Consider the following 20447-nt stretch of genomic DNA (forward strand, 5'->3'; position numbering starts at 1 on the left):
CGCGGGCGCTTGGCGTTGCGCGCGCGGCAGGCTGCTAGCAGCCCCCTTCCACACCTCACCCCCGAGCAACAGCCGGGGGCCTTTCCCATGGAGCCAAGCCATGACGCATCGCAATGACCTTATTCCATCCGACGCGGAGGCGATCGTGACGTCGTCAGCGCCCAACAAGGGCTATGCTGGCATCTATGTGGGCGTAGCTGGCGACGTCGTGATCACTACGACCGTGGGCAACGACGTCACGTTCACCGCTGTTCCCGCCGGGTCGATCATCCCTCTGGCCTGCCGAGGCGTGAAGACCACCGGCACGACAGCCACCAACATGGTCGGGTTCATCCCTTGATGGCCGGCCTGGTTCTGACCCTCGGCTTGGGCCTCGGCCTCTCCCCTGGAAAGGGTGGTGGGGCGCCTGCTGGCTTCGCTTGGCTGACCGATTTTGAAGGTAACCCCGTCTTCGATTTCGAAGGCGTCCGCCTCTATGGAGCTGTCGCCTGATGGCCGCCCTGAACATCATCTACCCGACTGCCAACAGCACCGCTGCTGCCACCACCAATAGTGCGCGGATTCAGGCGCTGCTGGACAGGGGCGGTGCGTGTGAGCTTGCGGCTGCGCCGGGCGACGTGATCTACATCGACGATACCTTGGTGATCGGGTCGAGCAGTTCGCTCACCGTCCAACGCGGCGTCAAGGTTAAGCAATTCAGCGCTACCTACCGGAAAGCGGTTCTGCGCACCGGCAACGCCGAGTTGGCTGGCGCTCACATCGTTCCGGTCATTCCTCTGTGCCACGACACCCGATCAGCGAGCGGCGTGGGTACGCTGCGCTTAGTGAAGGCCGGCGAGGCCCTCACGATGTCGTATCGTGCGCCTGGCGACAGTTACGGCGCTGGCGTGTCGGTGGCGGGCGCGTCGGCGAAGTTCAAGCTGACCTCGGCAAATGGCGAGAGCCTCTATATCCGCACGGTCTCGGCGCAACTGCCGGCCAGCGACGGGACCTACACGCAAGACGTCCGTGTTACGCCCCTGCTGGGCGCGGAAGCGGCAGCGATCGTCCGCGCCTCGGGCGTCTGTACCGTGACCCAAGCCGGCCATCGCTTCCGCCCCGGCTCGATCGTAACCGTCCTGGATAGCGCCACTTATGCCGGCCTGTGGCTGGTCCTAACAGCGACCCCGACCACCTACACCTATGCCGACGTGCGCAGCGACGCGGCTTCGGCGGCGGCGAAAACCTATGCGACTTTCGACGTGAAGATTGATGGTTGGTTCGAGAGCGGGACGGGCACGGGCGGGGCTCTCCACACCTGTTCGAACCTGTTCTTGAACGTCAATCGGCTCACGGTGAGCGGCAAATACAAGACGATGGCCGGGGGTAAATACGCCGGCTTCTTGCAGGCCTGTAGCGGCGTGCGAGGCCATAACATCGAGTTCGATTTCACCGCCTCGGATGGCTTCACCAGCGTCGGGCCCATGAACGACGTGGAGTGGCGTGATTGCCGTGGCTCGTGCGTCGACAACATGTTCGGGACAGGCACCTCCAACAGCGACAACATCCTGATCCATGCGCCCAGTGACCCCGGCACGCGTGATCAGACGTACATCCTATTCGACGCCATCTATCCCCAAGAGCAGGAACAGGAGCCGATCCGGCTGTTCGGTAGCAGGGGCGCGTCGCACAAGAACATCACCGTCCGTCGCCTGGTTGGGCAGGCCACCCACGCGGCGACCAAGTGCATGCTCTGGGCCTTCGCGGACCCGATGACGATCGACGGCGCGGCCGGTTATGTCGAGGGCCTGACCTTCGAAGACTGCGACTATCAAGGTCTGGCCGGCGAGTTCTTCAATCCGGTGATCCTGCAAGGGACAGCGACCACTTCGGGCTCCGACGTCTACAAGTTCAAGGACGTCACTTTCCGGCGCAACAAGTTCACGTCGCGGAGCGTGGTGCCGACCGGGGAGGTCCCGGCCCTCGCGACTTTGGTCTATAGCGCCGTTGCGGAAGGCGTCTGGACGTTCGAAGATAACCGCATCATCGAAGGAAAAGGGCCGGCTGATCCGGGGCTGCGTGCGAATCTCTTCCTCGTTCAGGGCGGTTCGGCCATGCCGCTTTCGCTCCGAATTCATCGGAACTACGGCGAGGGCCTGATTAACGGGTTTGTCCGTTACGAAGGCGGCGTCGTGACGTCGGCGGCCTATTCAGGCCTCAACACGTGCGTCTCGTTCAAGGATAACACCCTGCACAAGGGCAGCACCTTGTTCCGCTTTGACACTCACCCCGCGCTGATCAACGTCGACGGCGTGAACGGTTACAACACGTCAGGCCTGGGAAGCCTCACCTCCAACGTCGGGACCACGAAGGTGACGGTGCGCGGGATCGAGGACGTGACGACTGGGGCGCTGAATACGCTCAGCATCACCAACACTGGCGCGACCATCTCAACCTTCAGCGCCGAGATGCGGGCGGACATCACCAAGCTGGCGCGGACGGACGGAGCGATGATCTACAACAACAACGCTGCGGCCAACAACGGCACCGATGGAGCCTGTGGAGCTGGCGTCTTCGTCTGCGTCGGAACCGCGTCGGGGAGCTGGAAGCGCCAAGGCACGACCGGCGGCGCTGGTAACCAGTACTAGACCCCCACACCCCTGATCCATCTAGCAGGGTCTCCTATCAGGCTCGGACGGTGTTTGCCGCACCGCCCGAGCCAACCGTCCGATGGACAGGCGGCGCCTAGCGCTAGGCCGCGACATCCCTCCTCACAGCACAGCTAGAGTCAAACGAAAGGAGGGGCGATGGACGCTTCATTCTGGGTTTCCGCGTGCGCACTTGGGATCACGGTCCTTGGCGGGGCGGCGGGGTATGGCGCTCTTCGCCAACTGGTCACGAGCCAGCAATCGGCAATGGAAGAGCTGAAGGGCAGGGTCCGCGCCTGTGAAGACCGGCACATGGGGACCGAGCAGCGGGTGGGCTCGATCGAGGTCGACCTGGCGGTTCTGACGGAGCGCTCTGGCACGACGATCACCACCCTTAATCGCATCGAGGGCAAGTTGGACGCCAAGGACACGCGTCCGGCGCCAAGAGCGAGGGCGACGAAATGATGGGCTTCACCCGCCGCGTCGGACCGCAACCGCCGAACCTGATCTCTCGCGCCTTCACCGCCATGCTCAACCGGGCGCCGCTCAAGGAGTGGACGCGCCTGGGGGCCGGGATCGCGATCACCGCTTTGTTCCTCGCAGTGGTCGCAGCCGTTCGCTTCGGCTGGCGTCCAGGTACGGAACATCAGCGGCTAGAAATTCTCTTCGCGGCCGTTTGCTTCGCCGGGGTTGGGGTTCTGGCCGCCATCGTCTCGACCTTCGACATCAACCTCAAGATCAACGCCAGCAAGGCGGGCTTCACGGGCGACTTCAGCCACGACGACGAGCCAGAGACCACCAAGGCCCACGTTGAGGGCAGTGTGACGATTACCCCGGAGGCGAAGGCATGAACCCCACGACCGACGTCAAGGGTTTGCTGGTTCCCGAGAACCAAGAGCACCTGACAGCCCGGCAGTGGGAGATCCTACAGGCCATCGACAAGTATGGTAGCCAGCAAGCCGCATCCCGGGCGCTCGGTGTCGCCAACAACGCCGTTCACGAACAATACCACGCTGCCAAGAAGAAGCTGGCTGCTCTTGGCCGCGCGCCGGGCCACTTCGACGATGGCGTCGCGCCAGGCTTCGCGATGGGCAAGGTGACCATCCAGCGCGGGCCGGGCGGCGTCGAGCGGGTTTGGGAGCGCCAGCATCCAGAGCAGGGCGAAGCCCTGGAGGCGGTGCGTAAGTTCGTCGCCGAGCTGTGCGAGCCGATCCGCGGCAAGGCCCCGTTGATCCCCGCGCCGCGCTACCTCATGAGCGACATGCTCGTCTCCTACAAGTTTGGAGATCCACACTTCGGCATGGCGTCAGGCCCGGAGGCTGGAGGCGACGAGTTCGACATCGACGAGGCCGACCGCCTGACCCGCGCCGGCATTGATCGGCTCATCGCCGTCGCCCCGCCGACGGAAATCTGCATCGTCGAGGTCATCGGCGACGCCATGCACGCCAACGACAGTTCAGCCCTCACGCCGGGGCACAAGCACCGCCTTGACGTGGACAAGCGCGGCTTCGCCTATGCCCTGCTGCGATGCGCCAGGGCCTGGCAGTACGTCATCGAGAGGGCGCTGGAGCACCACAAGACCGTCCACGTCTGGTTCCTTCGCGGCAACCACGATGAAGACGCCGCCGAGGCTATCAAGATCGCCCTGGGGTTCCACTTCGAGCGCGAGCCGCGCGTTGTCATCGACCTCGGCCCGGCCGTGTTCCGCTATCTGCGGTTTGGCAAGAACCTCCTGGGCGCCCACCACGGCGACAAGGTCAAGATGGACGCCCTGCCGCTTCTCATGGCCGTCGATCGGCCGGAGGACTGGGGCGCGACGAGCTTCCGATACATCACGACCGGCCATATCCATCACGACGTGGTCAAGGAGGTCCAGGGCGTACGCGTCGAGAGCCTGCGCACCCTGGCGCCAAAAGACCCCTACCACGCGTCAAAGGGCTATCGAGCCCTGAGGGACACGCGCGCCGTCGCCTATCACGCCGAGTTTGGTGAGGTCGAGCGCTACACCGTTTCGGCCGCGATGCTGGCCGCCTAACCCCACTACATCGAAAGGACTGCCCGATGTCCATGCGCCCGGTACCGGCGTGCGCCCTTGCGCTTATCCAGCGCTTCGAGGGCCTGCACGACGGCGACAAGAAGACCGCCATCCTGGAGCCCCAGGCCGACCCGATCGGGATCTATACCGTTGGCTGGGGTTACGCCCTATTCGAGAAGGGCAAGCCGGTGACGGACAAGGCCCTTGCCAGCCGGATCTATCTCGCCCGCTGGCCTAACGGCATGGGCCGCTCCGACGCCGACGAGCTGTTGCGCCAGGTCGCGCAAGAGGTCTGCGACAAGATCGTGCGCCTGCTACCCGGCCGCTCTCCCACCGACGCGCAACTCGGCGCCATGGTGAGCCTGGCCTACAACATCGGCGTCGGCGAGATCGGCGGTGTAGCAGACTTCGCCGACTCGACCGTGCGCCGGAAGTTCCTGGCCGGCGACCTGACCGGCGCGGCCGACGCCTTCCGCATGTGGGTCAAGGCCGGCGGCAAGACGCTGCCGGGCCTGGTCAACCGTCGCGAAGCGGAAAGGGCCGTCTTCCTCGGTGGGAAGGCCTGACCATGACCCATGAAGAGAAATCCGCCGCGCGCGTCCTTGGGATCTTCTGGGCTGGCATAGCGGTCTTCGCTGCGGTGGCCGTGGCGGTGTTCCGATGAGCCTGCTGCTCCGCTTCTGGTGGGCTCCGGTCATCGCCCTGGTCCTCGGTTTCGCCGGGATCCAGAAGGTCCGCCTCGACCACGCCAGGGCTGACCTTGCCGCCGTCCGCCGCGATCTGGTGGCAATGACCTCCGCCAAGACCGCCAGCGAGGGCCTGAGGGCCAAGGAGGCGGGCGAGGCGACCGACGCCTACGAGGCGCTCCAAACGTCGTGCACCGCCAATTTCCAAGCGGCTCTTTCCAAGGGCCGCATCATCGAGAGGATTATCAATGCGCCTCCGAACCCTGACGGCTCTCGCGGCCTTGTCGGCGCTGACAGCCTGCGCTCCCTTGTCGGGCAAGAAGCTCGACCTGTCGGTGATGACCAAGCGGTGTCCGCCCGAAGCGACCGCTGAGGTCCAGGACGCGCCGCGCGTGCCGGACGGCGCCGGGTTTCCGGCTCCCATGACCCCCGAAGAGCGCCAAGCTGTCGGCAGTTACACCGGCTGGCTGGCCTCCTTCGGAAACGACAGCCAGGCCAAGACCGACCGCCTGAAACGAATACGCGCATGGTGTTCGAAATGACCGCCCCGTAGCCGGGGCCGATCCACTCCGGGGCTCCGACACCCTGACGGCTCGCTTTACGGCTTGAGCCTACATCAAGGCCCGTCCTGGCTTCGGCTAGGGCGGGCTTTCGTCGTTTAGGCCCTGCGCTGATGCGGCATCTTCCCGGCCATGGCGCGCTCTACAGCCGCCTCGTCAAGGATGCGCCGTACTTCCGCCGTTGCCTCTGCATCTGTAGGCTCTCGACCCAGGCGCGCGGCGAGGCGATTCCAGATTGTGTCCGGGTTGTCGTTGCGCCACGTGGTGGTGATGCGGATCATGCGTTGCCTTTCACGGCCGACCAAATCTTGTCCTCGGCGTGGTCTTGAGCCCAGAGCTTGGCGCCCAGCTTCTGGAGCGCGGCGACGGCGTGGCCCCGTCGCTCCCACGGCAGGCTTTCGACCACCTGACTGAGCATCCACCCGACCTCGCGGGCGCACTCGGCGAGGTCGCCATCCGTCTCGACGGGAGCCGCAAAGGCCGCTCCGCGCATGAAGCACGCGCCGACACGGTAGGAGAGGGCGGCGTTCTCCATGCCGATCAAACCCAGGGCCGTCTCGACCTCGTCAGGCGTGGCGACGCCGTATTCAGTCACCGCCCAGTTCTCGCGCACGTCTTCAGCCATTCTCGTTATCTCCCTGTTGAGCTAGGCCAGAAGGCCCCATTCGATCATCGAGATAGCCTTGTCGCGCATCTTGTGCCCGCCGCCGCGCTCGTGTTGGATCTCGACCCGCAGGCCGGTCGGGATGTGCGTCACCCGGAGGGCGTGCTTACCGTCGTTCAGGTGCAGAGATCCCAGGTGCTCGCGAGAGCGAAGCGGGATGTGCTCGATGAGCAGGTCTTCGGGCGGGATCGCCATCTGTTCCTCGTCTAGTACGGCTAGGGCCGGGGATGGTGGGGTTAGGCGGGGCGCAACTCGTTCGCGCACTGCGGCAACGGCTGCTTAGGAGCCCATCCGCGCTGATCAGTGTGTTGGCACCAGTAGCCCTTAACGACCTGGACCTCACGCCAGCACACGGGGCAGCGGCGCAGCTCGCCCTTTCCACGCGCCAGCCGGGCGATCTTCTGGTCTCGGGATAGGGCGTCCCAGTTCTGGAAGGCCATCTTCTCTCTCCTCCCAGCCTGGGCTGGATTGTGTTGGTCTACGGCCTAAGCCGCCTTTGTGTTGGTGGGGGCGTCTGCGTGATCAAGCACCGCCTGAGCCACGGCGCGCCAATGGAGCCGGACGTCGTTGTTCCCCGCCCAATATTCCTCATCCGACATGAAGCCACGGCGACCGAGGTGTGTGCTCTGGTAGGCGAGCGACGCCTTGAAGGCTTGGAAGCCGATCTGGTCTAGCCTAGCTTTCGTCATGCGCGTGCTCATGTGGTGTCCTCCGCCGCAAATGACTTGGCCGTCGTCCATCTCGCCCCTCACAGGCCGATGTGTTCGTCGAACCATGCCCGCATATCCTCGGCGCATTGCTCGGCCTCGGCGCACTTGGCCTGGGTCTTTTCCGGCAGATCGTCGGTCGGCCCGTAAAGCTGCTCTTGGACCATGTCGCTGAAGGTCTTCACCGCATCGTGGATGCGCCCGTCCTCCAGCTGCGCCCACAGCTCGACCATGTAAGGCGCGCGCGGGTCCTTCGCCCGAAGCGTGAAAAGCGGCTCGTCGGGGTCGGCCTTCGCGTAGCAGTCGAAATGGCCGGGGTTATTCTTGGTCGCCATCGGTGGTCTCTCCATATCTGCAGATGCCGCGATAGGGGTGGGGTTAGGGCAGGGTCTCGCCGTCCAGGGCGCCAAGCGCGTCAAGCGCTTTGGTGCGGCGGTCGGCCAAGCGGCTGCGATCGTAGGCGCCGTAGAGGTACATCGGGCCGAAGACCGCGAGCATGAGGACGGCGCCGACGAAGGCGCGCTCCCAGCTTCGCGACGCGCCGGCCGCGAAGCCCATCAAGGCCAGCATGACCATGAAGCCAGTTCCGGGGTGGTCGCCATAGCCGGGGACGTATCCGCATCCCCGGATCGCGTGTTGAAAGGCGTTGCGCTTCTTCATGGCTAGTACCGCTTGCGCCCGATGACGCAGAGCAGGGTGTTCACGTAGGTGCCGCTCTCAGCGAAGGACCCGGCGGGCAGGTCGACGAAGTAGCCGCCCCGGCGCTCGACCATGGCGCGGAAGTCCTGCGCCTTGCGGTCTTCGCGGAATTCCGTGCTTGCGCTCATCACCGAGACCAGCACGCCGTCGTCGGCGAGGAACTGCACGGCGTGGGTCACGTGGTCGATGTCCCGGCCACGGTCGAACGGCGGGTTCATGACGATGCGGGTGAACTTGCCGAGCGCGGCCGGGGTGACGGCCAGGAAGTCGGCGTTCAAGACCTTCTCGAACCGGCCGGACACGGCGAGCCGCTGGGCCAGGGCGTCTTGGATCTCCACGCACGTGACGCGATTACCGTCCTTCAGAGCGGCAAGGGCGATTGCCCCAGGCCCAGCGCTCGGCTCAAGGACCCGGTGCGGACCCTGCCGGAAACGCGCCTCTTCGATCACGCGCGCCACCACGGCGGCGGGGCTCGGGAACAGGCCAAAGTCCTTCGCGGGCGTCACCGCATAGCTGTGCTTCTTCTCGGCCGCGTCCGGCGCGACGCCGAGGTTGGCGCCGTAGTATTCCGCCAGCAGCAGGTTCACTTGCTCGACAAGGTCGTCGCGCTCGAACCACAGGTGGATGTTGCCGTTCTTGAAGACCTTCGCGCGGAAGTACGGCGACGAGACCTCGTAGGCCTGTGGGCGGAAGCCGCGCCGCCCGGAGTTGATGGCTCCCACGATGCCCGCATCCCGGCTCGGCTGCTCCTTGCGGTCCAGGATCGCGAACGTCCGCTCGATGTCGACAAGGTTGTCGTCGTGATTGGCGTAGTGGTTCCAGAAGCCGTCGTTCAGCGCACCCGACAGGACGAGCCGCGCCCCGACCTTAAACCCGTCGTGTGAGCGGAACCGGCGATCCAGCTTCGAGAAGACGTTCGCGATCCCGCGCTTGAAGATCAGGTCGGAGTCGCCGACCAGTCGTTCGACCGTCGCGGCGATGTTCTCAACCGTGGCTTCGGGCGGGTTGTCCTGGAGCTGGGCGCGGAAGGCGTCGCGCTCCTGGCGATCCATTAGCTGATCAAGGTTGGTCGACCGGATGACGTGATCCCAGACGCTCTTGTTCAGTCCCTTCTCGACGTAGGCGCGGAACTCCTCGGGCTTATCGAACCCGACCGTGCCGTTTCCGTAGCGCGAGCCGCCGGCGACCCATGGCAGATCAAACGTGCCCGACGGCGCGGCAATCTTGGCCATCTGGTGGGCTTCGTTCATCGCGTCCCAGGCAGCGAGATAGGCGCGGTTCGCCTGGATGCGTGCGCCAACCAGCTGCGCGATGGTCGAACGCGGCATGACGCCAGTCCCCGGCGCGGCCGGCGCTTCGTCATCCATCACTTCGGCGTAAGCGGTCGCGTTCATGGCGCTTTCCAAATCATCGTTACAGAGATAATATCTGCATCAGCGATTTCCGCAACCGGATTTATCTGTGACAGATACGATTTGTGAGACTCGATGCGACGCGCTACGGGATCCCATGGACGGCGAGCCGTGGCAGATGCGCGTGAAGGCGCTCGGGATCAGTCAGGGCGATCTGGCGGTGGCCGTCGGCATGACTGCGACCAATCTGTCGCTAGGCCTCAGGGGGAAGTGGCAGGGCGGCGTGCCGCAGCAGTTGCGCGCCCTGATCATCGCGCTGGAGGCCCTGGACGATGCCGGTCGCGCCGACTGGCTGGTCAAGGCCAAGGCCGAGCGCCAGAAGCCCAAGCCCTAGCGCCAGGAGGGGATTCCCCGACTCTGCTTTTGTGGTATGGTGTTCGGGCTTACACCTACCTAGTCCCGCGTAATCCCTGGATTGGCCGAAGCCCAACGCTTGCGTCGGAGGTTCATGTAGGCCAGTCCGGGGATGTGAGGGCGGCAAGCGCTGGAGAAACGGTGGGTAGGCCTGATCAGCCGACAACCGCCAGGGGCCGCCCCCTCACCTTCTCCAGGCCCAAACCGCCTCGCTCACCATATGCGCTGAGACCGAGATAAACCCGGCCGGCGCTCCGCAGCGAGAGCACCGAAACGCCCTGGCCTCGGCTAGATCCTGAATTGTCCTCTCGCGCCACGGTCCAGGCCTTGAGCAATCCAGACCCCGCCCATGACACCGACCCACGCACCAGATGGTCACGCTATGGCCTAGGCGGGCGCAGGTGGCGGGGGTGAGGGCGTCGGCCAGGCAACAAGCTCCGATGTTCTCGGGGCGTTCTGGTTGGCATGGCGCGGCTGGTCAAGCGCACGGTTTCGAGCCGCAACGCACGCTCAACGCATAGAAACGGCAAGCCATTGATATTGAACGGGAAGGACCGCCCTCAAAATCCGGTTCCGAAAGGAGTGTCGGTTCGACCCCGACCGCCCGCACCAACTGTCTTCTGTCAAAGCCGAATATCTGTCCCCTCATCCCCGCGAATGCGGGGAGCCAAGCCGAGCTTGCGAACGAACTCCAATCGTCAACAAGCGCTGCGGCCCAAATGACGGAGCGCGCCGCAGACTCTGTCTGTTCGCGACCCTAGGCGGCCTTCAGATTCCCTCTCTCAAAGAGAGAGGGCGCATCGTGGTTGCCTTGGAAAGCGAACGGAATGGGCGCGGGAGAATGGAGCAAGCCTAGGCGGGACGCTCTGCCGCCTGCACCCGCTGAATCAATCCCCGCAGCAGGGTCCGCCCCTTCATCCACGCCCCATGCCCGGACTCCACATTGATGTGTCCTGCGCGCCCGGCGTCGACAAACTCCGACCCCCAACTGCGAGCAAACGCCTCCGCGCGTTCGAGCTCGACATAGGGGTCGTCGCGGCTGGCCACGACCAGGCTGGGGAAGGGCAGGCGTTGGCGGGGGATCGGGGAGAAGCCGACCAGCAGGCGGCCGGCCGGACCCTCGCGATTGACGTCGGCCGGGGCGACCAGCATGGCGCCGCCGACGCCGCGTCCGCCGGTCACCTGGGCCAGGTGGCAGATCAGGGCGCAGCCCAGGCTGTGGGCGACCAGGATCGCGCCGGGGTTCTGGCGGATGGCCTCGGCCAGGCTGATGGTCCAGTCGCCCAGCAAGGGGCGCTCCCAATCCTGTTGCTCGACCCGCTGGGCGTTGGGCAGCTCGCGCTCCCAATGGCTCTGCCAGTGGTCGGGACCGGAGTTGTAGAGGCCCGGCACGATCAGGATCGGCGGGTCATCCCGGCCGCGGCGGCGCGCTTCGAACAGGGAGGGCGTTGGGGTCATCAACTCAACTCTGGCTACCCGACGCAGATGCCCCATTCCGCCGTCGCGCGACAATTCATATCAATTCGATAGGAGTTGAGAAAAGCTGGCGCGAGACAATGGTTTCGCCCCAGCTCTTAAGTGGGCGCCTACGCCGCGATCTTGTCGCCGCGATGCAGCGGATCAGGCAGGGGATCCTCCGACTTCACGAATTGCAGCGACACCGAGTTGATGCAGTAGCGCAGGCGCGTCGGGGCCGGGCCGTCGGGGAAGACGTGGCCCTGGTGGCTGTCGCAGCGGGCGCAGCGGGTCTCGATGCGGACCATGCCGTACGAGTCGTCGCGAATGCCCAGCACGTGGTCCTCGGCGAACGGGGCGTAGAAGCTGGGCCAGCCCGTGCCGCTCTCGAATTTGGTCTCGTGCTTGAACAGCGGCAGGCCGCACAGGCGGCAGGCGTAGACGCCGGGGTTCTTCTCGCCCAGCAGGCCGCCGCAGAACGGGGCCTCGGTGCCGTGGTGCAGAAGGACTCGCGCCTCTTCGGCCGTCAGGTCGGCTTCCAGACGTTCGCGTTCGGCTTCCGTCGGCGCGGTGAGGTCGAAGCCGGCGGTTGAAAGAGTGGCTGTGTCTGTCATGACAGCCAATGTAAGGGCTTACGCGTTGAAGCGGTAGAACCCAGGAGTCGCCCTATGACCGTCGCCGTCGCCTTTTTGCAGCCAGGCTGGGCCGATTGGGAAGCCGGGAGCGTGCTGGCCCTTCTGCGCCGCGAGCTGAAGGTCCAGATCGAGATCGCCACGCCGGACGGAGCGCCCGAGACCTCGATCGGCGGCGTGCTGGCGGCGGCCGACTACCGCTTCGACGATCCGGTGCTGAACGACGCCGACGTGTTCATCCTGATCGGCAGCGACTCGTGGGCCGAGGGCGAGAACAAGGCGGTCAGCGGCCTGCTGCGCCAGGCGTTCGCCGACGGCAAGGTGGTGGCCGGCATCTGCGCCGGAACCACGGCCCTGGCCCATGCCGGCCTGTTCGAGGGGCGCAAGCACACCTCGAACGGCCAGGACTGGCTGGCCCAGACCGTCACCGACTATGCGGGCGCCGAGCACTATGTCGACACGCCCAAGGCGGTTAGCGACGGCAAGGTGGTCAGCGCCTCGGGCCTGGCCCCGGTGACCTTCGCCGCCGCCGTGGCGCGCCTGATCGCCCCGGAAGCCGAGGAGGCGATCGCCGGCTACGAGGCGATGTTCGCGCGGGAGTTCGCCGCTACTTGAGCGCGGCGACACCAACCCGCGCCACCTGGCCGTCCTGGACGGCCGAGCCGCCGGAGACGCCGATGGCGCCGACGATCTTGCCGTCGACCAGCAGCAGCTCGCCGCCCTCAAGCGCCATGGCGCCGGTGAAGATCGAATTCAGCGTCCCCGCCTTAACCGCGTCCTGGAAGTAGGACGAGGGTCTGCGGAAGTTGGCGGCGGTGGCGGCCTTCTTGTGGGCCACCTCGCCAGAGCCGTACTGCGTGCCGTCCATCTTCTCGGTCAGCACCGGCTGGCCGTTCGACTCCAGCACGGTGATGACCATGGTCCAGCCGTTCTTGCGGGCCTCGGCCTCGGCGGCGGCGACCACGGTCTTGGCCTCGGCCAGGGTGATCACGCGGCTGGAATAGGCCGGCGTGGGCGCGGGGGCGGGGGTGGCCGTCTGCGCGAGAGCCGGGCTGCCCGTCAGGAGCAGGCCCCCTTGCAAGGTAAGACTGGCGGCGATCAGGGCGATGGTCTTCGTCATGGCAGCACGACCTCGTCGTTCAGAGCGGTGTTCTGGGGTTGGGCGGTGACGATGCGGACCCGCAGGCCCTGGGCCTTCACCCCGGCCGGGATCTTCAGCTTCACCGACGCGGTCTTGGGCAGAAGATCCAGCGGCGCCTTCAGGGCCGGCGTCGGGGCGCTGGCCAGCACCTCGCCGGCCGCGTCGACCAGTTCGAGCTTGGCCGGCGCGGCGTCCTGGGCGCCCAGGCTGTGGACCTTGGCGGTGATGGATGAGCCCTTCACCACCACGTCGCCGCGACCGACGCCGAGGTCGGCGCGCTTGGCCGGATCATCGCCGGCCGTGACCCGCTTCATGTCGATGACCGTGGTCTGGCGCGGGGCCAGCGTGACCTTGGTCCCCAGGCTTCGCTCGAAGGCGAGCGAGCGGGTTTCGCCCGAGCCGTCGATCGCGTCGTCACCGTTGGCGTCGAGCCCTTGGGACAGGCTCCACTGGCCCGGCGCGACGTTCCAGCCGGTCATGGTCGCCGTCACCGGCTTGTCGGTGGTGTTGTACGCGATGACCTTGAAGCCGGTCTTGGTCGCGTCCTTGACCAGCACCGCCACGTCCGTGCCGTCGACGCCGTCGAAGCGCCACGAGACGGTGTGACCCGGCGTCATCTGGGTGCGCTTGTTGGCGATGCCGCCCAAGCGCGAGCGCTGCAGGATGTCGGACGGCAGCTCCACACGGTCCGACCACCAGTGGCCTTCCGTGTGCATGTACATGTGCTGGGCGTTCCACTGGATCTCGTCGGCATAGAGGCGTTCGAGATACGTCTTGTCGCCGGTCAGGTTCCAGGCCGCGTAGCGCTCCAGCGCCCCCCCCTTGGCCGCCAGCTTGAGGATGGCGTCCTTGTTGGCGTCGGCCAGGCCCATCTCGGTCAAGGCGTTCTCGTTGATGCTGGACAGCGACTTGAGGCCGTTCTTGCCGATCCGCCAGGTGATCGGGGCCAGGTACTTGCTGTCGCCGGTCAGGCGCCAGGCCTGCCAGAACACCTGGAACGGACCGTCGGCGCCCGAGCCTTGCAGCACCGTGCCGCCGCGCTCGGCGTCGCTGCGCCAGTTGATCTCGTTGGGATAGGAGCCGTCCTTGGCCACGTGGGCCAGGTAGCCGTCGGCCAGGCCGATGATCGTGGCCTTCGCGGTCGGATCGCCGTTGAAGTCGCTGATCAGGATCGAGGGATGGGTGACGCCGAACGAGTAAGGCTTCTGCCACTCCCACGGGCCTTCGCGGTACGCGATCTTGCCGCTGTACCAGTTGGTGTTGAAGTGGACGTGGCCGGCCGGGTTCTTGTCCACGACGCGGGGCAGGGCCTTCACCGTGGTGAACAGGCGCTCGACGGTCAGCGGGTCGCCGTAGTTGACGTATATCGCCTCGGAGTTGGAGTTGATGCCCTCTTCGTAGGCGTGCAGCTCGTCGGTGACGATGGTCGACAGGCCATCGGTGAACATGCCGTTCTTGTAGACCGCGTCGGTCAGGCGGTTCAGCGAGTGGGTGATCTTGTCCGGCTGGACGCCCATCAGGGCCAGCCCGGGCCACTGTTGCAAGAGGTCGGTGTCGTCCGACAGGCCGCCGCCGAAGTCGCCGAAGTCGGACTGGCGCTCATCGATCCACCAGTTGACGAACTTGGAGACCAGCTTGAGGTCTTCCAGCTGGCGGAAGGCCCACAGCGGCGTCGCATCGGTCGGCTTGGGCTGCTCGAACGCCGGCCAGCCCTGGCTACCATAGGTGATGTCGCCCCAGTATTCGCGGCCGATCTGGTTGTCGGGATCGACCTTCAGCAGGTCCGAGATGTCGGCATAGAGGCGGCGATAGAGGCCCTGGCGCTTGGAGGTGGTGTGCTCCTCGACCAGGAAGGCCCAGTTGTCCTTGACCTGGTTCAGGCGATCCTCGATGTGCTCGACCTTGGCCTTGTCGCGGTCCTTCAGCACCAGGCGGATCTTGGCGCCGTCCAGGGCCTTGGGACCGAAGTCGGTGCTGTCGGCGGCGAGGGTCAGGTACAGGCTGTCCGGCGTCAGGATGCGGTCGCGCATATCGAGCCAGACGGTGCGGGCCTCGCCGGCCTTCACCGAGACGCTGACGTCGATCATGTTCCGGCCCGGCCAGATCGGGTCCTTGACCTGGATGTTCAGCGGGATGATGGCGCCAGCGGCGCCAGGCAGGGCGGGGATGTCGATGGCCACGCCGTCCAGGCCGTCGCGGGCGTTCTCCCAGCCATAGGCCCAGTTGCGGGCCAGGGGCTGGGCGGCCGGCGCGTCGCCGAAGCCCGAGGGGATCAGTACGTGGACGATCGGCAGGCCGGGCGCATCGAGGTCGCCGGCCGCGCGCTTGCGGCTGGGCGCGCCCTCGGGAAGGGCCACGACGGTGGCGCGCTCGCCGGCCGGGTGACGGCCCGCGATATAGGCTTTGAGGCTGGCCAGGTTCAAATAGTCCGGCGCGACGTCGGCGCGGACCGTGTAGCTCATCTTGAACGCGTCCTTCGGTTCGGCGCCGGCGGTCACGTTATAGGCCCAGATCTCCTGGATCGGGGTCTCTTGCGCCACATTGGTGAAGGTCAGGACGCCGCCGGTCAGCGGCTTGGCCAGGGTGTTGACCGTTCGCTCCTGGTCCTTGACGCGCGTGCCGACGCTGGCGCCCTTGTCGCCGGCCTTGAGAGCCCAGCTGAGATCGCCATAGGCGGTCCCCTGAATCTCGATCCGGTTCACCGGCTCGTCGGGCAGGGTCAGCGTCAGGGCCTTGCCGCCGTCAACATAGACGTTCCAGTCCGGCAGCTGGAAGTAGTCGTTACGGCCGGGCAGGCGCGAGCGGTTGTAGACGCCGGGCCAGGTGGTTTCGGCGATGCCGTCCGTGCCCTTCCACATCCACTCCTTGATGTCCTTGGCGTCCTTGAACTCGACCTTGCGGATCGTGGTCTTCTCGTCGGTCAGGAGGGGCGGGAGGTCCTTGTTCCAGCCGTAGCGCTGCTTCCAGGCGGCGTGGATGGCCGGGTCGTCCAGCGTGGCCACGGTCGCGGCGGTGGTCGGCGCTTCGTTGCGAGCCAGGGCCGCGATGGCGTCGGCGGCCAACGGGCGGTCGTAGACGCGCAGTTCGTCCAGGTCGCCGCCGCGGGTGAAGTTGTAGCGGCTCTGCACCTGGTGCGGGGCGATCACGCGGCCGGCGACGCCGAACTGGTCGAGACCGGCGTCATAGACGGCCTTGGCCTCGGTCCTGGCCGCCAGCTTGCCGTCGACGAACAGCTGCACGCCGGTCGTCTCGTCCCAGGTGAAGGCCAGGTGCGTCCAGGCGTCGGCGGCCGGGTTCTTGTCGACCTTGAACGAGACGCGGGTGCGGGCGAGGCCGTTGTCGGTGACGAAGGCGTCGAAGCCGTGGCCGTTCCAGTCGATGCGCAGGAACGCCATGTCCCAGCTGGTGTGGTCGGCATAGCCGACGCGGAAGATCACGAACGGCGCGACGCCGACCGGATAGCCCGAGCGCCAGAAGAACGAGAGCGTGCCGCGCTGGGCCTGGATGTTGCCGGGCGCGTTCCACGAGACGACGCCGTCGTCCTCGGCGTGGAAGCCCTTGCCCGCCTTGCCGTTGGCGATCGGCGTGACCTTGTCGGCGAAGTTGGGGATAGGGTCGCCGGCGGCGACGTCGGCGACGAGGCCCTTGTCGCCCGAGACCTTGAACAGCAGGGCTGGCTCAGGGGCCAAGGGGGCGCTCTGAGCGGCCGCGGCGGCGTTGGCGAGGATCAGCGCGCAGGCCGAGCCCAGGAAAATCGCCTTCATAGATTGTCTCCTCCCGGTGGCGTTTCATCGCGGCTTCCGCACTAATGGAAACCGGTGTCATGCCTGAGCTCCGGTTTAGCGCCCTAAGGGCAAGCTTGCAAACCCGACGGGGACTGATAGGCCGTGCTGCAAAGCACAAAATCTTTGGGCGGAAGTTGCGATGTTTTCCAAGATCCTGATCGCCAACCGGGGTGAGATCGCCGTCCGCGTCATCAAGACGTGCCGCCGCCTCGGCATCAAGACCGTGGTCGTCTATTCGGACGCCGACGCCGGTTCGCTGGCCGTCGAGATGGCCGACGAGACGGTGCATATCGGCGCCTCGCCGGCCAATCAGAGCTACCTCGTCGCCGACAAGATCATCGCCGCCTGCAAGCAGACGGGCGCGCAAGCCGTGCACCCCGGCTTCGGCTTCCTGTCCGAGAACGCCGGTTTCGCCCAGCGCTGCGCCGACGAGGGGATCGTCTTCATCGGTCCCAACCCCGGCGCCATCAGCGCCATGGGCGACAAGATCGAGAGCAAGAAGTTCGCCCAGGCCGCCGGCGTCTCCTGCGTGCCCGGCCATATCGGCGAGATCGACGACACCGCCCATGCGATGACCATCGCCGAGCAGATCGGCTATCCGGTGATGATCAAGGCCTCGGCCGGCGGCGGCGGCAAGGGCATCCGCGTGGCCTGGAACCGCAAGGACGTCGAGGAGGGCTTCCCGGCCGTGCGCGCAGAGGCCAAGGCCAGCTTCGGCGACGACCGGATCTTCATCGAGAAGTTCATCGAGAGCCCGCGCCACATCGAGATCCAGGTGCTGGGCGACAAGCACGGCAACGTGGTCCACCTGTTCGAGCGCGAATGCTCGATCCAGCGCCGCAACCAGAAGGTCATCGAGGAGGCGCCGTCGCCCCTGCTGGACGGGGCCACTCGCGCCGCCATGGGCGCCCAGGCCGTGGCCCTGGCCAAGGCCGTGAACTATGACAGCGCCGGCACGGTCGAGTTCGTCGCCGGCCAGGACAAGAGCTTCTACTTCCTGGAGATGAACACCCGCCTGCAGGTCGAGCACCCGGTCACCGAACTGATCACGGGCCTCGATCTGGTCGAGCAGATGATCCTCAGCGCGGCCGGCGAGAAGATGGCCTTCGAGCAGAAGGACCTGAAGATCAACGGCTGGGCCATCGAGAGCCGCATCTACGCCGAGGATCCCTACCGCAAGTTCCTGCCGTCGATCGGCCGCCTGGTCCGCTATGACCCACCGGCCGAGGGTGAGAAGGACGGTTACAAGGTCCGCAACGACGCCGGCGTCCGCGAGGGCGACGAGATCTCGATGTATTACGACCCGATGATCTCCAAGCTGTGCACCTGGGCCCCGACCCGCCTGGCGGCGATCGACGGCATGGGCCGGGCGCTGGAGGACTTCCACATCGAGGGCCTGGGCCAGAACATCCCGTTCCTGGCCGCGGTGATGGACCAGGAGCGCTTCCGGTCCGGCAAGATCTCGACCAACTACATCAAGGACGAGTTCGCCGACGGCTTCCACGGAACCGAACCGACGCCCGAGCAGATCGACATCCTGACCGCCGTCGGCGCGGCCATGCAGCGCGTCTACGCCGCCCGCGCCAGGTCCTACGCCTCGGGCCTGGCCGGCCCGCCGCGCGCCGACTGGATCGTGGCCGTCGGCCACGCCAAGCGCCGCGTGAAGGTCAGCGGGGAGGGCGACGTCCGCGTCGAGCTGCTCGACGAGGGCCGCGCCCTGACCCTGACCGACATCGACTGGCGTCCGGGCAAACCGGTGTTCAAGGCCGCCCTGGACGGCAAGGTCTTCACGGTCCAGGCCGCGCCCGCCGCCGAGGGCTTCAACATCCGCCACCGCGCCGCCAAGGCCCGGGTGCTGGTGCTGACCCCGCGCAACGCCGAACTGCACGGCAAGCTGCCCGAGAAGCAGGCCGCCGACACCTCCAAGCTGGTGCTCTCCCCGATGCCGGGCCTGGTGGTCTCGATGGACGTCATCACCGGCCAGCAGGTCCGCGAGGGCGAGGTCGTCTGCGTGCTCGAGGCCATGAAGATGCAGAACATCATCCGCGCCGAGCGCGATGGTGTGGTGAAAGCCGTCAACGCCAAGGGCGGCGATCCGGTCGCGGCGGATGAGGTGCTGGTGGAGTTCGCGTAAGGCGACTTGCGACCTCAGGTGGAGTTGATAGCCTCGCCTTATGGCGAAGAAGAATCAGTTCCTCATTGACGGCTTGTTCGGGTTCGACGGGCGCTTTCTGCGGTCGGAGTACTGGATCGCCAGCATTGGCCTGACGATCGTACGACTGGTGGTCCTGCTTGTGATCTGCGGCGTGCTGGGCAAGGGGCTGGTCGAGGCGTCGCGGATGCCGTTGGTGCGGCATGGCCTGGACCTGCTGTTCCTTTGGCCCGCCGCAGCGATCACGATCAAGCGCGGGCACGACCGCAACCGGTCGACCCTCTTCACCAGCGTCATGCTCGCCGTACTGTACGGCTCCGGTGTGGTTCTGACATTCCTCGCGCAGGGCGGAAATCAGATGGCGGTCGCGGGGGTGAGCGTCCTGCTGCTGCCGTTCATGCTCTATATGCTCATCGACTACGGGCTGATCGACGGGACCAAGGGCGACAACCGCTATGGTCCGTCGCCCAAGACGGTCAGCACGAATACGACCCTGACCCTCGACTAGGGGCTCTTTCTCCCTCGCGGCCTAGGCCTTAGATTGCCCCCGTCGGCAAGTGGCCGACTCGAAGAGAGCGGGCATGAGCGATCGTAGCGAATGGGCGGAGCTGTTCCTGTCGTCGAACGGCAGGCTGTCGCGGACGCCGTTCCTGATCGCCGCCGGCGTGCTGATCGGCGTGGCGGTGCTGTACGAGGCCATCGCCGGCTACACCCTGCACTGGCTGACCGGCTGGCTGGTCTATCCGGCCCTGCTGTTTTCCGGCGCCTGCGTGCTGTCCAAGCGCCTGCACGATCGCGGCCGTTCGGGCTGGTGGTCGCTGCTGGTGCTGGTGGCGGTGATTGCCGTCTGGCCGCAGCCGGAGCACTTCCTGGACTTCATGTTCTGCCTGGTGATCGTCTGGGCGATCGTCGAGCTGGGCGTCATGGGCGGCGAGCAGGGCGCCAATCGTTATGGTGCGAACCCGCTGAAGACGATCTCGATCTAGGTCGCACAATTCTTGTCATCCCGGCCGAAGCGCAGCGTAGGGCCGGGATGACAAGAATTTGGCTGGCGGGCGGGGATAGAGGGCGCTCCATCCCCGGCGTTCGCGATCTTGAAGTCAACGAAATCAGACACTTGTCGATTTTACACACCGCTGAATGATCGGCGCGCAGGACAGCCGCACAATGCTTCCACCTCGTCGCGAGGAAAGGGCGCATGGCCAGCGACCGTTGCGGCGACGGGGGGCGATCGAGCGGGCGCGCTCGTCGGCGCGGGCTCGAGGAGACTTGGGTCCGCAACTGCACCATCCCCGAGGTAGTCGACCCTGGAACACAGAAACGACGGTGGATGCAGGCCGAGGAGAGCGACAGGTTCGGGGAAACCCGGACATCCGGGACCAGGCTTCGCGGCCTGGCCCGCCCGTCGGAGGCTTCAAGGGCGAACAGGCGCGAACAGCGTCGGGACGTCACGCTTCCGGACAACGATCGCGCGGAGCGTCTGGCTTCGTCGAAACGGTACTTTCTACCCCTACACCGGGCGTGGCCCGGCGCTCCGC

General features: G+C 66.1%; 22 protein-coding genes and 2 pseudogenes. 12 read left to right on the forward strand and 12 right to left on the reverse strand.

What is annotated here, in order from left to right; all coding sequences use genetic code 11:
• Positions 1-100 precede the first annotated feature (100 nt).
• The 7 genes from ACW175_RS07635 to ACW175_RS07665 all read left to right on the forward strand — a co-directional run bounded on the left by ACW175_RS07635 (position 101) and on the right by ACW175_RS07665 (position 5721).
• Positions 101-340, forward strand: a complete 240-nt coding sequence (locus ACW175_RS07635) for a spike base protein, RCAP_Rcc01079 family (RefSeq protein WP_492103994.1) — start codon at positions 101-103, stop codon at positions 338-340.
• Positions 341-491: 151 nt separating this feature from the next.
• Positions 492-2627, forward strand: coding sequence for a hypothetical protein (locus ACW175_RS07640; RefSeq protein ID WP_492105048.1), 2136 nt, complete (start codon positions 492-494; stop codon positions 2625-2627).
• Positions 2628-2786: 159 nt separating this feature from the next.
• The gene (locus ACW175_RS07645) at positions 2787-3092 is read left to right on the forward strand and encodes a hypothetical protein (protein ID WP_492103995.1); all 306 of its coding nucleotides are present in this window, start codon (positions 2787-2789) and stop codon (positions 3090-3092) included.
• The gene (locus ACW175_RS07650; protein WP_492103996.1) at positions 3089-3478 is read left to right on the forward strand and encodes a hypothetical protein; all 390 of its coding nucleotides are present in this window, start codon (positions 3089-3091) and stop codon (positions 3476-3478) included. Before ACW175_RS07645 ends, ACW175_RS07650 begins: the two co-directional genes overlap by 4 nt.
• On the forward strand, positions 3475-4662 hold the full coding sequence (locus ACW175_RS07655) for a hypothetical protein (RefSeq protein WP_492103997.1): 1188 nt from the start codon (positions 3475-3477) through the stop codon (positions 4660-4662). Before ACW175_RS07650 ends, ACW175_RS07655 begins: the two co-directional genes overlap by 4 nt.
• Positions 4663-4688: 26 nt before the next feature.
• Positions 4689-5228, forward strand: coding sequence for a lysozyme (locus ACW175_RS07660; protein ID WP_492103998.1), 540 nt, complete (start codon positions 4689-4691; stop codon positions 5226-5228).
• Between the two features lie 94 nt (positions 5229-5322).
• Entirely contained in the window at positions 5323-5721 is a 399-nt protein-coding gene (locus ACW175_RS07665) for a hypothetical protein (RefSeq protein WP_492103999.1), read from the forward strand.
• A gap of 285 nt (positions 5722-6006) precedes the next feature.
• On the opposite strand, the gene ACW175_RS07670 is transcribed toward ACW175_RS07665, so the two are convergent.
• The 7 genes from ACW175_RS07670 to ACW175_RS07700 all read right to left on the reverse strand — a co-directional run bounded on the left by ACW175_RS07670 (position 6007) and on the right by ACW175_RS07700 (position 9372).
• On the reverse strand, positions 6007-6189 hold the full coding sequence (locus tag ACW175_RS07670) for a hypothetical protein (RefSeq protein ID WP_492104000.1): 183 nt from the start codon (positions 6187-6189) through the stop codon (positions 6007-6009).
• Complete coding sequence (locus ACW175_RS07675; RefSeq protein ID WP_492104001.1) at positions 6186-6533, reverse strand: hypothetical protein; 348 nt, start codon at positions 6531-6533, stop codon at positions 6186-6188. Before ACW175_RS07675 ends, ACW175_RS07670 begins: the two co-directional genes overlap by 4 nt.
• Positions 6534-6554: 21 nt before the next feature.
• Entirely contained in the window at positions 6555-6767 is a 213-nt protein-coding gene (locus ACW175_RS07680; RefSeq protein WP_492104002.1) for a hypothetical protein, read from the reverse strand.
• A gap of 290 nt (positions 6768-7057) precedes the next feature.
• Positions 7058-7273: a hypothetical protein gene (locus tag ACW175_RS07685; protein WP_492104003.1), complete on the reverse strand. Its 216-nt coding sequence runs from the start codon at positions 7271-7273 to the stop codon at positions 7058-7060.
• 47 nt (positions 7274-7320) lie between these two features.
• Positions 7321-7614, reverse strand: coding sequence for a hypothetical protein (locus ACW175_RS07690; RefSeq protein ID WP_492104004.1), 294 nt, complete (start codon positions 7612-7614; stop codon positions 7321-7323).
• A gap of 43 nt (positions 7615-7657) precedes the next feature.
• A complete protein-coding gene (locus ACW175_RS07695; RefSeq protein WP_492104005.1) occupies positions 7658-7939 on the reverse strand; it encodes a hypothetical protein in 282 nt (93 codons plus the stop codon).
• 2 nt (positions 7940-7941) lie between these two features.
• A complete protein-coding gene (locus ACW175_RS07700; protein WP_492104006.1) occupies positions 7942-9372 on the reverse strand; it encodes a DUF4942 domain-containing protein in 1431 nt (476 codons plus the stop codon).
• A gap of 115 nt (positions 9373-9487) precedes the next feature.
• Between ACW175_RS07700 and ACW175_RS07705 the strand changes: the two genes are divergently transcribed.
• The gene (locus ACW175_RS07705) at positions 9488-9724 is read left to right on the forward strand and encodes a hypothetical protein (RefSeq protein WP_492104007.1); all 237 of its coding nucleotides are present in this window, start codon (positions 9488-9490) and stop codon (positions 9722-9724) included.
• Between the two features lie 872 nt (positions 9725-10596).
• On the opposite strand, the gene ACW175_RS07710 is transcribed toward ACW175_RS07705, so the two are convergent.
• Both ACW175_RS07710 and msrB read right to left on the reverse strand, forming a co-directional pair.
• Positions 10597-11202: an alpha/beta hydrolase gene (locus tag ACW175_RS07710; RefSeq protein ID WP_492104008.1), complete on the reverse strand. Its 606-nt coding sequence runs from the start codon at positions 11200-11202 to the stop codon at positions 10597-10599.
• A gap of 128 nt (positions 11203-11330) precedes the next feature.
• Positions 11331-11813, reverse strand: coding sequence for a peptide-methionine (R)-S-oxide reductase MsrB (gene msrB, locus ACW175_RS07715; RefSeq protein WP_492104009.1), 483 nt, complete (start codon positions 11811-11813; stop codon positions 11331-11333).
• Positions 11814-11867: 54 nt separating this feature from the next.
• On the opposite strand from msrB, the gene ACW175_RS07720 reads away from it, so the two are divergent.
• Positions 11868-12446, forward strand: a complete 579-nt coding sequence (locus tag ACW175_RS07720; RefSeq protein WP_492104010.1) for a type 1 glutamine amidotransferase family protein — start codon at positions 11868-11870, stop codon at positions 12444-12446.
• Here ACW175_RS07720 and ACW175_RS07725 read toward each other — a convergent pair.
• Positions 12439-12951 (reverse strand): GlcG/HbpS family heme-binding protein, encoded by a 513-nt coding sequence (locus ACW175_RS07725; protein WP_492104011.1) that lies wholly within the window; start codon positions 12949-12951, stop codon positions 12439-12441. The genes ACW175_RS07720 and ACW175_RS07725 overlap by 8 nt on opposite strands.
• Positions 12948-16875: pseudogene (locus ACW175_RS07730) on the reverse strand (LamG-like jellyroll fold domain-containing protein). The gene ACW175_RS07725 and the pseudogene ACW175_RS07730 overlap by 4 nt, the downstream one beginning before the upstream one ends.
• Positions 16876-16896: 21 nt before the next feature.
• On the opposite strand from ACW175_RS07730, the gene ACW175_RS07735 reads away from it, so the two are divergent.
• The 3 genes from ACW175_RS07735 (at position 16897) to ACW175_RS07745 (ending at position 19895) form a co-directional block, all read left to right on the forward strand.
• Positions 16897-18891: an acetyl-CoA carboxylase biotin carboxylase subunit gene (locus tag ACW175_RS07735; RefSeq protein ID WP_492104012.1), complete on the forward strand. Its 1995-nt coding sequence runs from the start codon at positions 16897-16899 to the stop codon at positions 18889-18891.
• 40 nt (positions 18892-18931) lie between these two features.
• Positions 18932-19417: a DUF805 domain-containing protein gene (locus ACW175_RS07740; RefSeq protein WP_492104013.1), complete on the forward strand. Its 486-nt coding sequence runs from the start codon at positions 18932-18934 to the stop codon at positions 19415-19417.
• A 73-nt stretch (positions 19418-19490) separates the two neighbouring features.
• Positions 19491-19895, forward strand: coding sequence for a DUF805 domain-containing protein (locus ACW175_RS07745; protein WP_492104014.1), 405 nt, complete (start codon positions 19491-19493; stop codon positions 19893-19895).
• Positions 19896-20081: 186 nt separating this feature from the next.
• On the opposite strand, the pseudogene ACW175_RS07750 reads toward ACW175_RS07745, so the two are convergent.
• Positions 20082-20152 (reverse strand): annotated as a pseudogene (locus ACW175_RS07750) (hypothetical protein); the annotation flags it as partial.
• Between the last annotated feature and the right edge of the window lie 295 nt (positions 20153-20447).

The organism is Caulobacter sp. FV1ye6ST, assembly GCF_058681225.1.

Bases quoted from the DNA above. Each gene is read 5' to 3' on its own strand.
- ACW175_RS07635 (WP_492103994.1), top strand. From the start codon at position 101: ATGACGCATCGCAATGACCTTATTCCATCCGACGCGGAGGCGATCGTG.
- ACW175_RS07640 (WP_492105048.1), top strand. From the start codon at position 492: ATGGCCGCCCTGAACATCATCTACCCGACTGCCAACAGCACCGCTGCT.
- ACW175_RS07645 (WP_492103995.1), top strand. From the start codon at position 2,787: ATGGACGCTTCATTCTGGGTTTCCGCGTGCGCACTTGGGATCACGGTC.
- ACW175_RS07650 (WP_492103996.1), top strand. From the start codon at position 3,089: ATGATGGGCTTCACCCGCCGCGTCGGACCGCAACCGCCGAACCTGATC.
- ACW175_RS07655 (WP_492103997.1), top strand. From the start codon at position 3,475: ATGAACCCCACGACCGACGTCAAGGGTTTGCTGGTTCCCGAGAACCAA.
- ACW175_RS07660 (WP_492103998.1), top strand. From the start codon at position 4,689: ATGTCCATGCGCCCGGTACCGGCGTGCGCCCTTGCGCTTATCCAGCGC.
- ACW175_RS07665 (WP_492103999.1), top strand. From the start codon at position 5,323: ATGAGCCTGCTGCTCCGCTTCTGGTGGGCTCCGGTCATCGCCCTGGTC.
- ACW175_RS07670 (WP_492104000.1), bottom strand. From the start codon at position 6,189: ATGATCCGCATCACCACCACGTGGCGCAACGACAACCCGGACACAATC.
- ACW175_RS07675 (WP_492104001.1), bottom strand. From the start codon at position 6,533: ATGGCTGAAGACGTGCGCGAGAACTGGGCGGTGACTGAATACGGCGTC.
- ACW175_RS07680 (WP_492104002.1), bottom strand. From the start codon at position 6,767: ATGGCGATCCCGCCCGAAGACCTGCTCATCGAGCACATCCCGCTTCGC.
- ACW175_RS07685 (WP_492104003.1), bottom strand. From the start codon at position 7,273: ATGAGCACGCGCATGACGAAAGCTAGGCTAGACCAGATCGGCTTCCAA.
- ACW175_RS07690 (WP_492104004.1), bottom strand. From the start codon at position 7,614: ATGGCGACCAAGAATAACCCCGGCCATTTCGACTGCTACGCGAAGGCC.
- ACW175_RS07695 (WP_492104005.1), bottom strand. From the start codon at position 7,939: ATGAAGAAGCGCAACGCCTTTCAACACGCGATCCGGGGATGCGGATAC.
- ACW175_RS07700 (WP_492104006.1), bottom strand. From the start codon at position 9,372: ATGAACGCGACCGCTTACGCCGAAGTGATGGATGACGAAGCGCCGGCC.
- ACW175_RS07705 (WP_492104007.1), top strand. From the start codon at position 9,488: ATGGACGGCGAGCCGTGGCAGATGCGCGTGAAGGCGCTCGGGATCAGT.
- ACW175_RS07710 (WP_492104008.1), bottom strand. From the start codon at position 11,202: ATGACCCCAACGCCCTCCCTGTTCGAAGCGCGCCGCCGCGGCCGGGAT.
- msrB (WP_492104009.1), bottom strand. From the start codon at position 11,813: ATGACAGACACAGCCACTCTTTCAACCGCCGGCTTCGACCTCACCGCG.
- ACW175_RS07720 (WP_492104010.1), top strand. From the start codon at position 11,868: ATGACCGTCGCCGTCGCCTTTTTGCAGCCAGGCTGGGCCGATTGGGAA.
- ACW175_RS07725 (WP_492104011.1), bottom strand. From the start codon at position 12,951: ATGACGAAGACCATCGCCCTGATCGCCGCCAGTCTTACCTTGCAAGGG.
- ACW175_RS07735 (WP_492104012.1), top strand. From the start codon at position 16,897: ATGTTTTCCAAGATCCTGATCGCCAACCGGGGTGAGATCGCCGTCCGC.
- ACW175_RS07740 (WP_492104013.1), top strand. From the start codon at position 18,932: ATGGCGAAGAAGAATCAGTTCCTCATTGACGGCTTGTTCGGGTTCGAC.
- ACW175_RS07745 (WP_492104014.1), top strand. From the start codon at position 19,491: ATGAGCGATCGTAGCGAATGGGCGGAGCTGTTCCTGTCGTCGAACGGC.